This window comes from Geomonas diazotrophica, assembly GCF_019063885.1.
GTDB classification, from domain to species: Bacteria; Desulfobacterota; Desulfuromonadia; order Geobacterales; family Geobacteraceae; genus Geomonas; species Geomonas diazotrophica.
The window spans coordinates 1,121,329-1,135,324 of sequence record NZ_CP077684.1; the positions used below are offsets into that span (position 1 = coordinate 1,121,329).

Consider the following 13,996-nt stretch of genomic DNA (forward strand, 5'->3'; position numbering starts at 1 on the left):
GTCGGAGTAGGCCAGGAGACAATGAGGGGATTTAAGGCATGGGGAGAATTGTAATAGACGAAATGCGCTGCAAGGGGTGCGGTATCTGCACCATTGCGTGCCCGAAGAAGCTGATCAGGCTTTGCGAGAAGGTCAATATCCAGGGGTATGCTCCGGCCGAGGCTCCCGATCTGGAGCAGTGTACCGGGTGTGCTCTCTGCGCCGAAATCTGTCCCGATGTTGCCATAACCGTGTTCAAATAATCATTTCCGCTAACACTTTAATAATCAGTTTTACCTGCTGATTGAGCGACCGGCCGCCGCGCGGGCAGCGACCGTGCCGCGTTGACCTCGGTGTTCCACCTCGGTGCTTCACCTCGGTCGGCAGGATCCGTGGGAGGGTCAATTGTCTAAACGGCTTTTTGTCAAGGGAAACGAGGCCGCTGCCATGGGCGCAGTAGAGGCCGGCTGCCGTTACTACTTCGGATATCCCATCACACCGCAAAGCGATATACCGGAATACCTTTCCCGCGAACTGCCCGGGCTGAACGGCGAGTTCATCCAGGCCGAGAGCGAGATAGGGGCTATCAACATGCTGCTGGGTGCCTCCGCAACCGGTGCGCGCGCCATGACCTCCTCCTCGAGCCCCGGCATCTCGCTTAAGCAGGAAGGGATCTCCTACATGGCCGGAGCCGAGCTCCCCGGGGTCATCATCAACATATCCCGTTCCGGTCCCGGTCTCGGCGGCATCGACGCCTCCCAGTCGGACTACTTTCAATGCGTGAAAGGCGGCGGCCATGGCGGCTATCACATCCCGGTCCTCGCCCCCAACTCCGTCCAGGAGATGTACGACCTCACCATGCACGCCTTCGACCTGGCCGACCTGTACCGTACCCCGGTCATGCTCCTCGGCGATTCCGTCATCGGCCAGATGAAGGAGGCGCTGGTTCCCAACCCGCGTCCGGTTCGCGAGCTCCCGGCCAAGGGGTGGGAGGTGCGCGGCAAGAGCGGGGCTGAGCAGCGCGTGGTCAAGTCCCTGTTCCTGGGCGACGGGGAGCTGGAGGCCCACAACTGGCACCTGCACGCCAAGTACCAGGTGATGAAGGAGAAGGAGTGCATCTCGGAGGAGTACGAGACCGCAGACGCCCGCCTCATCGTCGCCGGATTCGGCTCCGTCTCCCGGATCGCCCACACCGCAGTGACCATGGCGCGCGCGGAGGGGATGAAGGTGGGGCTGTTCCGTCCGGTCACCCTGTTCCCGTTCCCCGAGAAGGCGCTGGCGCAAGCCGCGGGACGAGCCGGCAAGGTGCTCGTCGTTGAACTCAACACCGGACAGATGGTCGAGGACGTCCGTCTCAGCGTTGGTGCCGCAGCGCAGGTCTCCTTCTACGGCAGGCCGCCGGGAGCGGGCTCCCTTCCGTCACCGGAGGAGCTGCTCGAAGTGATCAGGAAGAACTACGAGGGGACGGCGCGCTAGGCCGGGAGAGGGGTTGATCCATATGCAACAGGTTTTCAAAAGACCGCAGAGTTTGAAGGACGTGCAGACCCATTTCTGCCCCGGCTGCCACCACGGCACCATCCACCGCCTGGTGGCCGATGCGATGGACCTCTACGGGGTGCAGGACCGGACCATCGGCGTGGCATCGGTCGGCTGCTCAGTCTTCTTGTACGGCTATTTCGATATAGACGTGGTCGAGGCTCCCCACGGCAGGGCGCCCGCGGTGGCCACCGGCGTCAAACGCGCCAAACCGGAGAGCTTCGTCTTCACCTACCAGGGGGACGGCGACCTGGCCGCCATCGGCACCGCCGAGATCATTCACGCCGCTAATCGCGGCGAGGACATCACCGTCGTCTTCGTGAACAACACCACCTACGGCATGACCGGTGGCCAGATGGCCCCGACCACCCTGGTGGGGCAGAAGACGTCAACCTCCCCCTACGGCAGGGACAAGTCCAAGGACGGCTCCCCCATCAGGATGGCGGAGCTGCTGGCGCAGTTGGGCGGCGTCGCCTACTCCGCTCGTGTAGCAGTCGATTCCCCCAAACACGTCCTGGAGGCCAAGAAGGTGATCCGCGAGGCATTCGGCTACCAGGTCGAGGGCAAGGGGTTCTCCTTCGTCGAGGTCCTCTCCGCCTGTCCCACCAACTGGGGCATGAACCCCTTGAAGGCCAACGCCAGGGTAGGGGAGGAGATGATCCCCTACTTCCCGCTGGGCGTGTTTAAGAAGGAAGAGTAGGGGGACGGGACTTCCTCCCTCTCCCCTTGGGTGAGGGGCGTGGTGAGGCGCTGCAATCGGCTGACCCGCTGCGCGTGGCCCAGCCCTCACCCGGCCTGCGGCCACCCTCTCCCGGCGGGAGAGGGGGATCTGATGAAGCGAATGAGAACGCAGAAGAAATGTCATACCTTGAACGAGGTTCGGAGGGACGCGGATGCGTAAAGATGTCTTGATAGCGGGGTTCGGTGGCCAGGGGGTGCTTCTGGCCGGCAACCTGCTTTCCTATGCGGCGCTAGATGAAGGAAAGAACGTCAGCTACTTCCCGGCGTACGGGGTCGAGAAGCGCGGCGGCTCCGCCACCTGCACGGTGGTGATCGCCGACGGCGCGGTCGGCTCTCCGGTGGTGGGGCAGCCCTCGGTGCTGGTGGTGCTGAACCAGGCGTCGCTGGAGCGTTTCGGGGCGCGGGTTCGCCCGGGCGGCGTCCTCATCGCCAACTCGTCCCTGGTCGACGTCTCTTCCCTGGGGCGCACCGACATAGAGATCGTGTCGGTCCCCATGAACGAGATAGCAACCGAGTTGGGCGATCCCAGGATGGTGAACATGGTGGCTCTGGGTGCCTACGCCGCCCTTACCGATGCGGTGCAGGTCACGTCCCTGGCTGCCGCCTTGTCCCAGGCGCTCCCGGAGCGCAACCACAGGTTCATCCCGGCCAACGTCAAGGCGATAGAAACCGGAGCCGAGGCGGCCAGGGCGAAAAAAGAAGCTTGACTTTGGCGTCTCAGTTCTGGTATTAAACTGGTCTCTCGCGATGGGGTATCGCCAAGCGGTAAGGCAACGGACTCTGACTCCGTCATCCAAGGTTCGAATCCTTGTACCCCAGCCATACCATCCCCAGCTTCATTGCAAGCTGCTACATAATCAGGTCCCATCGTCTAGTGGTTAGGACACCGGCCTTTCACGTCGGTAACAGGGGTTCAAGTCCCCTTGGGATCACCACCTTAAAAACAGCGCCAGAAGCAGGGCGCTGTTTTTTTTTAAGCTGTACCCCGCGGACCAGGCTGCCGTAGCGTCAGTGGTCGCCGTCCCCTCCCAAGTCGCTCGAAGAGTGAGATAAATACAGAACGGAGAAAGTCGATGACCAGGACAGGGACCGTTACAGGAAGCACCTCGCCAGCGCAGCAGTCTGAACCAAATCTCCGCACCGTTTCTCGCCGCCTCCTGGCTGGCGCATTACCCGTCCTGCTCCTTTTCTGGCTCGCCATCTGCCAACTGGTGCTCGTCACGCCGCTTTATGCCGCCGAAAATGTCTTCACCAGCGTGACCGCCATCAAGGAAGAGGCCGGCCGCTTCGCAGGTGAGGGGAAACTCTTTCTGAAAGGGCCGGTCGATCCCTATCTCACCGGAACCTTCGTGACCGCCGGTCTCTTTGGTCTTACCTACATCTTTGATGAGGACATCAGGGAAGAGTTCTCCGGTTCACATCACGGGGTGATGAGGGGGATCACGGATGCCGGCAACGCGGTGAGCAACCCGCTGCTCCACCTGGGCGTCGCCGCGGCCTTCTACGGCACCGGTGCCTTTACGGACCAGGTGAAGGTCATGCAACTGGGCGAGGAGATGGGGGAGGCGCTGCTGTTGGCCGACGGCGCCACCTTCGTTCTCAAAGGAGTCATCGGGCGGGGACGCCCGTACCAGACCGACAACAACTCGAGCTACCGCCCCTTCCAGTTCAAGGACGGCTACGACTCGCTGCCCTCGATGCACACGGCGAGCTCCTTCGCCCTGGCCCATGTGGCTGCCTCCAAAATTGACAGCTTCTACGGCAAGGCGGCCTGCTATGCCGCCGCCGGCCTGGGAGGATTTTCGCGGGTGTACCAGGGCAAGCATTGGGCGAGCGACGTGGTCCTGGGCGCGGCCATAGGGGAGCTTGCCGGCGCTGCCGTCACCAGGTATCGTTCCGCCCCCGCCGGAAGCGTCACCGTGGCACCCTTCTCCATGGACGGCGCGCCCGCGGTCGCGCTGGTCGGCAAGTTCTAGACCCGGCCCCGGCCCTCTGCCCCCTCCCGCAGGGGATGAGGACAAGGCCGATTAGCGACAATCTTCCGCTACCTGCCGCTTCCCCCTTTGCAAAGGGGGGGATTTGTCTTTCCCCAAGCAAAAGCAAATCCCCCTAAACCCCCTTTTGCCAATGGGGTACTTTTACAGCGGAAAGCTGCTAACCGGCATTTTTTTAACATCTCGCTGTTCACCTTTAAGGAGCTTCGCATGCTGAAGGCAGTCATCTTCGACTTCGACGGGATCATCGTGGATACCGAGCCGCTGCACTACAAGGCGTTCCAGGAACTGCTGGTACCGCTCGGCCTGGGCTATTCCTGGGAGGAGTACCTCGATCTCTACATCGGCTTCGATGACCGCGACGCCTTCCGCGAGGCCTTCCGGGTGCATGGCCGGGCGCTTGCCGACCAGGAACTCAAGGAGCTGATCAAGGGGAAGGCCGAGGCCTTTCTGAAGATCGTGTCTGGCGGCGTTGCACCGTACCCGGGCGTTGTTGAGCTGATCCGCTCCATCTCCGGCAACCTCCCCCTTGCCCTTTGCAGCGGCGCCCTCAAAAGCGACATCGAGCCGATCCTGGGCCAGCTCGGATTGACCGAGGCGTTCGACGTCAAGGTGACCGCCGACGAGGTCGCGGCGAGCAAGCCCGATCCCGAAAGCTACCGCCTCGCAGTGCAGCGGCTCCAGGAAAGCTTCCCCGGCAAGGTCGATGCGGCGGGTTCGATCGCCGTCGAGGACACCCCTGCCGGCATCGCCTCGGCGACCGGGGCCGGACTGAAGGTTCTGGCGGTGACCAACAGCTACCCCAGGGAGCGCCTGACCGGTGCCTGCCGCGTGGTCAACTCGCTCTCCGGCGTCGACCTCGAGGGGCTGCGTCTGCTCGTCTGATCCCATGTTGAAACCGGCCGTCATCGACACCATACTCCCGGAACTGCTCGCGGCACTGCAAAAAGGGAACGTCGCCGTGCTGCAGGCGCCTCCCGGTGCGGGCAAGACCACGCGGGTACCGCTGGCCCTGCTCAGGACGCCGCTTCTGGACGGCGGCCGCGTTATCATGCTGGAGCCGCGCCGCCTGGCCGCCGTCAACGCCGCCCGCTACATGGCCCAGTGTCTGGGCGAGGAGGTGGGGAAAACGGTCGGCTACAGCATCCGTTTCGAGCGCAAGGTCTCCAAGGCGACCCGCATCGAGGTGGTGACCGAGGGAATCCTGGCCCGCCGGCTGCAGAGCGACCCGCTTCTGGAAGGCGTGGCGGCGGTCATCTTCGACGAATTCCACGAAAGAAGCCTTACCTGCGACCTCTCCCTCGCCCTGTGCCGCGACGTTCAGCTCGGGCTGCGCGAGGACCTGCGCCTGCTGGTCATGTCGGCGACGCTCGACGCCGATCCGGTGGCGAGGCTCCTGGGGGGCGCGCCGCTGGTTACCAGCGAAGGGCGCCAATTCCCCGTCGACGTCCGTTATCTCAAGACCGAGCCCGCGACGAGGCTGGCCGAAACGGCCTGCGCGGGGGTGATGAAGGCACTGGCCGAGACCGAAGGGGACGTCCTGGTCTTCCTGCCGGGGGCGGGGGACATCAGGCGCTGCGAAAGCATCCTGCAGGGGCAGGTCGGCTCGCAGGTGATGATCGCGGTCCTGTACGGCGACCTCCCCTTCGCCGCCCAGGAGCGGGCCATCCTTCCAGGAGACCGCCGCAAGGTGGTGCTCGCCACCAACATCGCCGAAACCAGCCTCACCATCGAAGGGGTGCGGGTGGTGGTCGATACGGGCTATTCCCGCCAGCTCCGTTACGATCCTTCCACCGGCCTCAACCGCCTCGACACCATGCGCATCTCCGCCGCCTCTGCCCAGCAGCGCGCCGGTCGTGCCGGCAGGGTCGCCCCCGGCGTCTGCTACCGCCTCTGGAGCGAGCACACCCAGAACACGCTCCTTCCCTTCACTCCCCCCGAGATCAAGGTTTCCGACCTGGCTCCCCTGGCGCTCGACCTGGCGCAGTGGGGGGTGGCCGACCCCGCCTCGCTGAGCTTTCTCGATGCCCCGCCGCCCGCCCATCTTGCCGAGGGACGGTCGCTGTTGAAAGCGCTGGGCGCTCTCGATGAGCGCGGCACGATCACCGAGCTCGGGCGCAAGATGGCGGCGCTCCCCATGCACCCGCGCCTAGCCGCCATGCTGATCGGCTCCATCGCGACTGGCCAGGCGCAGATCGCATGCATGCTGGCTGCCGTCCTCTCCGAGCGTGATATCATGCCGCGCGGCAGCGCAAGCGTCTCCGAAAGCGACCTGCTGGACCGGCTGGACGCGGTGCACGAACGACGCGACCCGCAGGGTGCGCGGACGGTTGAACGCCTGGCCGCCTATTTTCGCGGCGCCCTCGGCGTGCCGGACGGTTCCTTGCGTGCCGATGCGGCGATCGTCGGCAGGCTGCTCCTCATGGCCTACCCGGATCGGGTGGCGCGCGAGAGGAGTTCCGGCTCCGGACGCTACCTGATGGCCAACGGCACCGGTGCCAAGCTCTCTCCGCGCAGCAACCTGAGGGCGCAACCTTTCATCGTTGCCGTCGAGGTCGAAGGGGGAGCGGGCGAAGGGGACATTCACGTGGCCAGCGCGGTTTCGCTGGAGGCGGTCCGCTCGGGATGCGCGGGTGCCATAACGCGGGAACGCAGGGTGTTCTGGGACGAGCGCGAGGGGAGGGTGGTGGCACGCGACGAGGAGCGGCTGGGTGCCGTCGTCCTTTCGGAGCGGGTGGCGGTTCCCGAGAAGGAAGAGGTTGCCGCGGCGCTTTTGCAGGGGATTCTCTCGGGGGCCGGCATCGGCGGGTTGAACTGGAGCGACCAGGCCGCCCAGTACCGGAACCGGGTGCGGTTCCTGGCCCGGGCGCTGCCCGAAGAGGACCTTCCCGACCTCTCCGATCAGGTCCTCGCCGAGAGCGCCGGACAGTGGCTTCTTCCATACCTGCAGGGAGTGCGGAACCTGGCCCAGCTTGCCAAGGTAGATCTGCTGCAGCCTTTGAAGGCCCTCCTCGACTACCGGCAGCAGCAGCTCGTGGAACGGGAAGCGCCCACCCACCTGCAGGTCCCCAGCGGGTCCCGCGTTTCACTGGAGTACCCGGCGGAGGGGGAACCTTTTCTGGCGGTGAAGCTCCAGGAGATGTTCGGGCTGGCCGAGACGCCGAGGCTGGCGCGGGGAAGGGTGCCGGTCCTGATCCACCTGCTGTCACCGGCCAGGCGTCCCATCCAGGTCACCGCCGACCTGAAAAGTTTCTGGAACGGGGCTTATCGTGAGGTATGCAAGGAGCTGAAAGGTCGCTACCCGAGGCATCCCTGGCCTGACGACCCCTGGAACGCTCAGGCGACGAGGCATGTGAAGAAGAGAATGTGAGAGGGGATGTGGACGCATGTGGCGGAAGGTCACGCCTGAGGAAAAGTGGCTCTGGTCAATTGCCTCAGTTGATATTGGTGAAGACCAGTGAGCCGTCCTTGTGGAGGTAGCTTCTGATGCTGCCGGTCACCTCGGGTATGCCGGCGCCGTTGTCGAGGTAGTTCCGCGTCACGTTGATGCCGTTTTTCCAGAGTTCGAAATGCACGTGGGGCCCCGTCGACCTTCCGGTGGATCCCGACAGCGCCACGGTCTGCCCCGCCTCCACCTGGTCCCCTATCTTGACCTCGAGCTGCGAGTTATGCCCGTACATGGAAACCATGCCGTCGGCATGTTGGACGGTGACGAGGTTTCCATAGCCGCCGTGCACTCCGCTCTCGATCACCCTCCCCGCCGCAATCGCCTTCACCCTGGTGCCGGTCGGCACTGCGATATCCACGCCGTTGTGATGCCTCAGGCCGCCATCGATCGGGTCGTGCCGCATGCCGTACCCCGACGTGATCACCCCTTGCACGGGAAGTTTGGCATCCAGCCCGCCAAGGTCCGGAGCTTCCTTGCCGGACGCGGAAACGGGGGGAGCCTGCTGCATCCTGGCCTTTGGCTTTGGCTGCTTAGCTTCGCGCAGCACCCGGACCGCGCCGCTGGTGGTGGGGGTGTTGGTGAAGACCTCAACTCCGCTCTCGTCGGTGTAGCGGAAAAAGTCCGCCTGCGCAGGGGAGACGGAGAGCGCGCAAAGAAAGGATGCAGGCAGCAGTACACCCGCCAGCCGTGATCTTCCCTTCCACCGTAGTGCGATTGCCTGTTTCTTCACCTAAATCCTTTGCCTAAACTCTGGGCTGCCTGCTCTCGTGCTTACAGCAAGCCGTACTATAGTATGCCAGCCGGCTCTTGGCAAGTGGTGACTAGGTTCACCCGCTCGCCGCTCATTGTCTGGTAGGTGCCGCCCCTGAACTGCCGCGAGAACGCGGAATAGACATCAGCTGCGCCAGCGGTCGCAGTGGTGTGTAAATATTAATCAGGAGGGTGTTGTACTGGGCACTTCTCTTGCTACAGATTGAAGACCTGACGCAATGATCCTGTAAGTCATTGGAACCTCATTCTGCTTGATAAGCATTCTGCTTATTTTTTAGACACCGCTGCATAAAAAGGAGGCTGTACCGTGGAGATGTTTGGGCAAAACGTGTTTAACCAGTCCGTTATGAGAGACAAACTGCCGAAAGCTGTTTTCAAGAACCTCAAGAAAACCATCGACGAAGGTCTGCCGCTGGATCCCTCTATCGCGGATGTTGTCGCATCGGCAATGAAAGAGTGGGCAGTTGAAAGAGGCGCAACGCACTTCACTCACTGGTTCCAGCCGATGACCGGCATCACCGCGGAAAAGCATGACGCTTTCCTTTCGCCCACAGAGAACGGGGCACTGCTGGAGTTCTCCGGCAAGGAACTCGTCAAGGGTGAGCCGGATGCCTCCTCTTTCCCGAGCGGTGGCCTGAGGGCGACCTTTGAAGCCAGGGGCTACACCGCCTGGGACTGCACCTCCCCTGCCTTCCTGAGGGAAGAGGCCGACGTCGTCACGCTCTGCATCCCGACCGCCTTCTGCTCCTACACCGGCGAGGCCCTGGACAAGAAGGTCCCTCTGCTCCGTTCCATGGAAGCGCTGTCCACGCAGGCAGTGCGCGTTCTCAAGATGTTCGGCAATAACGATGTCACCAGGGTTACCTCGACTGTCGGCGCCGAGCAGGAATACTTCCTGGTCGACAAGTCTTTCTACCTGCAAAGGCCCGACCTGATGATGGCCGGCAGGACCCTCTTCGGTGCCATGTCCTCGAAAGGGCAGGAATTGGAAGACCACTACTTCGGCAGCATCAAGGAAAGAGTGCTGGGGTACATGAAGGAAGTGAACGAAGAGCTGTGGAAGCTCGGCGTTACCGCCAAGACCCAGCACAACGAAGTGGCACCTGGCCAGTTCGAGATCGCGCCGATCTTCGAAAATACCAACATCGCTACCGACCACAACCAGATGGTCATGGAAGTTCTCAAGCGTGTCGCCCTCAGGCACGACATGGTCTGCCTGCTGCACGAGAAGCCGTTTGCGGGCGTCAACGGATCCGGTAAGCACAACAACTGGTCCATGAGCTCCAACGACGGCCAGAACCTGCTCGAGCCGGGTCACACCCCGCACGAAAACGCCCAGTTCCTCACCTTCCTCATGGCCACCATCAAGGCCGTCGACACCTACGCCGGGCTGCTGCGCTGCTCCTGCGCCAATGCCGGCAACGACCATCGCCTTGGCGCCAACGAAGCGCCTCCGGCGATCATTTCCGTGTTCCTCGGCGAGCAGCTTGCCGACATCATCGACCAGATCGTTAAGGGCGTAGCGAAATCGTCCTCCATGAGCGGTCACATGGACATCGGCGTAAGCACCCTTCCCGCGCTGCCCAAGGACGCCACCGACAGGAACAGGACCTCGCCGTTCGCCTTCACCGGCAACAAGTTCGAATTCAGGATGCTCGGTTCCTCCTTCTCCATCTCGGGCCCCAACATCATCATCAATACCATCATTGCCCAGGCGCTGAAGGAATTCGCCGACGTGCTGGAGAAATCCACCGACTTCGATGCCGACCTCGACAAACTGCTGCAGGAAACCGCGAAAAAACACCAGCGCGTGATCTTTAACGGTAACAACTACTCCGACGAGTGGGTGCAGGAAGCCGCGAAACGCGGCCTGCCGAACATTCCCAGCACTCCTGACGCGCTCAAGGAGCTCGTTTCCAAGGAAGCGGTCGAGGTGTTCGCTGCTCACAACGTCTTCAACGAAAAAGAGATTCATGCACGTTACGAGATCATGGTCGAGCAGTACGTCAAGACCCTGAACATCGAAGCCCTGACCATGATCGACATGGCCAACCACAGCATCATCCCCACCGCCCTCGAGTATGCGACAACTGTGGCATCGTCGATCAATGCGGTTACCGCCGTTTCCGGCAAGCTGGATGTCTCCACCCAGAAGGAACTGCTGGAAGAGCTCAGCGACAAACTGGCCGCGATGAGCGCCAATACCAAGGCGCTTGAGAAGGCACTTGAAGACGCCCTGAACATTGCCGATGCCGAGAAGCAGGCAGCCGCATTCAGGGCAAACGTATTTACCAAGATGCTTGAACTGCGTGCCACCGGCGATGCGCTGGAGAAGATCATAGCTGCCAAATACTGGCCGCTGCCGACCTACAGGGAAATGCTTTTCGTTCTGTAATCTCTGGATCTTGACCTGGCTGATAGTAGGAGCCTCTTTACGGGGGCTCCTATTTTAGCTTTGCCACAGTCGGGTACCTCGCTAGAACTGTTCTTAACAAGAAACGTTTAATAAGCCCGAGGGCTCACCGGATATATTGTAAGCAACTGTTTGCCTAGTTTTTCGGCAGCGGCCTTGCTCTCTTCGATATCGGATAGTGAACCTGGTTGGCTAAGTTGATGGAATGTCACGCAGGTGCTGGCATCCTGCCGATTGGCCGAAGTCTTGCAGTAGAGTTACCAACCATCAGCCCGCGGTTTATTAAAACTTGCAATTCCACGGCAAGGTATCTATAATTCGCGGCGCACTGAACGACAAGCGGAGGATAACTGCCTTGAAAAAAGTCGAAGCAATCATAAAACCTTTCAAGCTTGATGAAGTGAAAGAAGCACTCAATGAGATCGGCATCCAGGGGATCACCATCGGTGAGGTGAAGGGCTTCGGTCGCCAGAAAGGGCACACGGAGCTTTACCGCGGCGCCGAGTATGTCGTTGACTTCATTCCTAAGATCAAGATGGAGATCATCGTCTCTGACGAAGTGGTTGGCAAGGTCGTTGACGCCATCGAGCAGGCCGCGAAGACCGGGCGTATCGGCGACGGTAAAATCTTCGTCACCCCCGTTGAAGAGGTAGTCCGGATCAGGACCGGTGAGAGGGGCGAGGACGCTCTCTAATTGGCTGATTCTTTACTTAATTCGAAAGGAGACAGTAGATGACACCAAAACAAGTAGTGGAGTTCGCCAAAGAAAACGGCGTGCTGATGGTCGATTTCAAATTCATGGACTTCGTCGGCATCTGGCAGCACTTCACCGTGCCGATGAGCGAGTTTGGCGAGGACACTTTCGAGGAAGGCCAGGGCTTCGACGGCTCCTCCATCCGTGGCTGGCAGCCGATTCACGCCTCCGACATGATCATCCTCCCGGATCCGACCACCGCAAAAATGGATCCGTTCACCGCGGTGCCGACCCTCTCCCTGATCTGCGACATCTTCGACCCGATCACCAAGGAAAGCTACTCCCGCGACCCGCGCAACATCGCGAAGAAGGCGGAGAACTACCTTAAGTCGACCAGCCTCGCCGACACCGCATACTTCGGACCGGAAGCCGAATTCTTCATCTTCGACGACGTCCGTTACGACTCCAACTCCAACTCCTCCTTCTACGCAGTTGACTCCGTGGAAGGCGCCTGGAACACCGGCCGCGAAGAGTTCCCGAACCTCGGCTACAAACCGCGCCACAAGGAAGGCTACTTCCCGGTAGCTCCGACCGACTCCCAGAACGATCTCCGTAACGAGATGGTGATGGAGCTCCAGAAGGTCGGCATCCGCGTCGAGTGCCAGCACCACGAGGTCGCCACCGGCGGCCAGGCCGAGATCGACATGCGCTTCTCCTCGCTCGTCGACATGGCTGACCAGCTCCAGTGGTTCAAGTACGTCATCAAGAACGTCGCGAACCGCAATGGCAAGACCGTAACCTTCATGCCGAAACCGCTCTACGGCGACAACGGCTCCGGTATGCACTGCCACATGTCTCTGTGGAAAGACGGCACCAACCTCTTCGCCGGCGACAAATACGGCGGGCTTTCCCAGATGGCTCTGTACTACATCGGCGGCATCATCAAGCATGCCCGCGCTCTCTGCGCCTTCACCAACCCGACCACCAACTCCTACAAGCGTCTGGTGCCGGGCTTTGAGGCTCCGGTGAACATGGCTTACTCCAGCCGTAACCGTTCCGCCTCCCTGCGTATCCCGATGTTCTCCAACAACCCGAAGGCGAAGAGGATCGAGTATCGTACGCCGGATCCGTCCTGCAACGGCTACCTCGCCTTCGCCGCCATGCTGATGGCGGGCCTCGACGGCATCGAGAACAAGATCGATCCGGGCCAGCCGCTGGACAAGGACATCTACGGTCTGTCTCCGGAAGAGCTCTCCACCATCCCGTCCGCTCCGGGCAGCCTGGAGGAGGCGCTCAACGCGCTCAAGGACGACCACGAGTTCCTGCTCAAGGGCGACGTCTTCACCCCGGACGTCATCGACAAGTGGATCGAGTACAAGACCGAAGCCGAAGTCAACCCGGTTCGTATGCGTCCGGTACCGCTCGAGTTCGCCCTGTACTTCGACATCTAAGCAGTTTGCTCACACGGGCAGCAAAAAAGGCGGGGGATTTTCCCCCGCCTTTTTTGCGTCTGCTCTTTGCTGACTTGGCTCAGTAGCCCAGGCTGTCGAAGACGGCTTTTGTGGTTTTGGTGGCGACGTACGGACCGTAGCTCGGCCCCACGTTCTTGATGAACTCGGGGGTGAGATCATCGTCATAGCCGGTGAAGGCGATGCCACCGATGAGCGGGATGATCCCGACTTCGAACCAGCCGACCTCGGTCCAGGTCCTGTCGATTTCAGCCTGCCTGAACTCGTAATGTGCGGGGACGGATAGCTGTTGCGACTTGCCGTTCTTCAGATTGGTGATGGTGGCCTCGGTGCTTATGTCGGCGGTATAGCCGTAGCCCCAGATGGCGGGTGCGAAGATCAGGAAGCCCGGCCAGTTCACGAAGAAGTTCGAGCCCTTGCCGTCGTAACGAGGGTTGACGGACAGGTCGATGACGGCATCGGCTTGGTCCTTGTTCGCCGCGGTGTATGGATAGATGACCCTCTCGACGGCACTGTTTCTCTGCAAAGCATCGACTATGGCGGAAATGTACCGGCTGTTCTGGGGCTGACTGCTGTTGGCCGAAGTCACGCCGAGCTTTACTGTCTGCTTAGGCACAGCGGCGGGAGGAATGAAATAGTCATCGGCATTGGTGATCCTCATGTTGTGAGTGCAGCCGCTACTCATCATCACGAGAAACGACATGGCCAAGGCGGGTACTGTTTGCTTCTTAAGCATTCAAAGGCTCCTTACAGTAACGGTAAGCTAATTAGGCGGGACTATACAGGTCGTCTTAATTCCTGTCAATGCAATAGGAAACCCAGTAACCGCAGGATTCTGGGTGTGTGATTACCTGTGGAGTAGGACGACTCAAAGGCAGCGGGTGGAGTCTTTATCCTTGAAGACACAGGGAAAAACTGCTACCTTCAGCCTTCGCGGTCCGGCAGACGAGA

12 protein-coding genes and 2 tRNA genes are annotated in these 13,996 nt (G+C 61.2%); 12 read left to right on the plus strand and 2 right to left on the minus strand.

Going from position 1 to position 13,996, the window contains the following annotated elements; translation table 11 throughout:
• Positions 1–38 precede the first annotated feature (38 nt).
• The 9 genes from KP003_RS04905 to hrpB all read left to right on the plus strand — a co-directional run bounded on the left by KP003_RS04905 (position 39) and on the right by hrpB (position 7,620).
• The gene (locus KP003_RS04905) at positions 39–242 is read left to right on the plus strand and encodes a 4Fe-4S binding protein (RefSeq protein ID WP_216498335.1); all 204 of its coding nucleotides are present in this window, start codon (positions 39–41) and stop codon (positions 240–242) included.
• Between the two features lie 142 nt (positions 243–384).
• Positions 385–1,455, plus strand: a complete 1,071-nt coding sequence (locus tag KP003_RS04910; protein ID WP_216498334.1) for a 3-methyl-2-oxobutanoate dehydrogenase subunit VorB — start codon at positions 385–387, stop codon at positions 1,453–1,455.
• 22 nt (positions 1,456–1,477) lie between these two features.
• Positions 1,478–2,215, plus strand: coding sequence for a thiamine pyrophosphate-dependent enzyme (locus KP003_RS04915; protein ID WP_217300419.1), 738 nt, complete (start codon positions 1,478–1,480; stop codon positions 2,213–2,215).
• A gap of 193 nt (positions 2,216–2,408) precedes the next feature.
• Positions 2,409–2,963 carry a 2-oxoacid:ferredoxin oxidoreductase subunit gamma family protein gene (locus KP003_RS04920; RefSeq protein WP_216498332.1) on the plus strand — a complete coding sequence of 185 codons (555 nt, stop codon included), beginning with the start codon at positions 2,409–2,411 and terminating at the stop codon, positions 2,961–2,963.
• Between the two features lie 41 nt (positions 2,964–3,004).
• Positions 3,005–3,078, plus strand: a tRNA-Gln gene (locus tag KP003_RS04925).
• 38 nt (positions 3,079–3,116) lie between these two features.
• Positions 3,117–3,191, plus strand: a tRNA-Glu gene (locus tag KP003_RS04930).
• Between the two features lie 138 nt (positions 3,192–3,329).
• Positions 3,330–4,232 (plus strand): phosphatase PAP2 family protein, encoded by a 903-nt coding sequence (locus tag KP003_RS04935; protein ID WP_216498331.1) that lies wholly within the window; start codon positions 3,330–3,332, stop codon positions 4,230–4,232.
• Positions 4,233–4,460: 228 nt separating this feature from the next.
• Positions 4,461–5,135 carry an HAD family hydrolase gene (locus KP003_RS04940; protein ID WP_217300420.1) on the plus strand — a complete coding sequence of 225 codons (675 nt, stop codon included), beginning with the start codon at positions 4,461–4,463 and terminating at the stop codon, positions 5,133–5,135.
• Between the two features lie 4 nt (positions 5,136–5,139).
• Positions 5,140–7,620, plus strand: coding sequence for an ATP-dependent helicase HrpB (hrpB, locus tag KP003_RS04945; protein WP_217300421.1), 2,481 nt, complete (start codon positions 5,140–5,142; stop codon positions 7,618–7,620).
• 64 nt (positions 7,621–7,684) lie between these two features.
• On the opposite strand, the gene KP003_RS04950 is transcribed toward hrpB, so the two are convergent.
• On the minus strand, positions 7,685–8,428 hold the full coding sequence (locus tag KP003_RS04950; protein WP_216498328.1) for a peptidoglycan DD-metalloendopeptidase family protein: 744 nt from the start codon (positions 8,426–8,428) through the stop codon (positions 7,685–7,687).
• A gap of 387 nt (positions 8,429–8,815) precedes the next feature.
• Here KP003_RS04950 and KP003_RS04955 point away from each other — a divergent pair, with 387 nt between their 5' ends.
• The 3 genes from KP003_RS04955 (at position 8,816) to glnA (ending at position 13,027) form a co-directional block, all read left to right on the plus strand.
• Entirely contained in the window at positions 8,816–10,864 is a 2,049-nt protein-coding gene (locus tag KP003_RS04955) for a glutamine synthetase III family protein (protein ID WP_239027614.1), read from the plus strand.
• 373 nt (positions 10,865–11,237) lie between these two features.
• The gene (locus KP003_RS04960) at positions 11,238–11,576 is read left to right on the plus strand and encodes a P-II family nitrogen regulator (protein WP_012531513.1); all 339 of its coding nucleotides are present in this window, start codon (positions 11,238–11,240) and stop codon (positions 11,574–11,576) included.
• Positions 11,577–11,614: 38 nt separating this feature from the next.
• A complete protein-coding gene (glnA, locus tag KP003_RS04965) occupies positions 11,615–13,027 on the plus strand; it encodes a type I glutamate--ammonia ligase (RefSeq protein WP_216498326.1) in 1,413 nt (470 codons plus the stop codon).
• A gap of 79 nt (positions 13,028–13,106) precedes the next feature.
• Here glnA and KP003_RS04970 read toward each other — a convergent pair whose 3' ends face one another.
• A complete protein-coding gene (locus tag KP003_RS04970; protein WP_216790821.1) occupies positions 13,107–13,781 on the minus strand; it encodes a hypothetical protein in 675 nt (224 codons plus the stop codon).
• Positions 13,782–13,996 lie beyond the last annotated feature (215 nt).

What these genes read in the sequence shown, in the direction of transcription:
- KP003_RS04905 (WP_216498335.1), top strand. Translation starts at nt 39, where the DNA reads ATGGGGAGAATTGTAATAGACGAAATGCGCTGCAAGGGGTGCGGTATC.
- KP003_RS04915 (WP_217300419.1), top strand. Translation starts at nt 1,478, where the DNA reads ATGCAACAGGTTTTCAAAAGACCGCAGAGTTTGAAGGACGTGCAGACC.
- KP003_RS04920 (WP_216498332.1), top strand. Translation starts at nt 2,409, where the DNA reads ATGCGTAAAGATGTCTTGATAGCGGGGTTCGGTGGCCAGGGGGTGCTT.
- KP003_RS04935 (WP_216498331.1), top strand. Translation starts at nt 3,330, where the DNA reads ATGACCAGGACAGGGACCGTTACAGGAAGCACCTCGCCAGCGCAGCAG.
- KP003_RS04940 (WP_217300420.1), top strand. Translation starts at nt 4,461, where the DNA reads ATGCTGAAGGCAGTCATCTTCGACTTCGACGGGATCATCGTGGATACC.
- hrpB (WP_217300421.1), top strand. Translation starts at nt 5,140, where the DNA reads ATGTTGAAACCGGCCGTCATCGACACCATACTCCCGGAACTGCTCGCG.
- KP003_RS04955 (WP_239027614.1), top strand. Translation starts at nt 8,816, where the DNA reads ATGAGAGACAAACTGCCGAAAGCTGTTTTCAAGAACCTCAAGAAAACC.
- glnA (WP_216498326.1), top strand. Translation starts at nt 11,615, where the DNA reads ATGACACCAAAACAAGTAGTGGAGTTCGCCAAAGAAAACGGCGTGCTG.
- KP003_RS04970 (WP_216790821.1), bottom strand. Translation starts at nt 13,781, where the DNA reads ATGCTTAAGAAGCAAACAGTACCCGCCTTGGCCATGTCGTTTCTCGTG.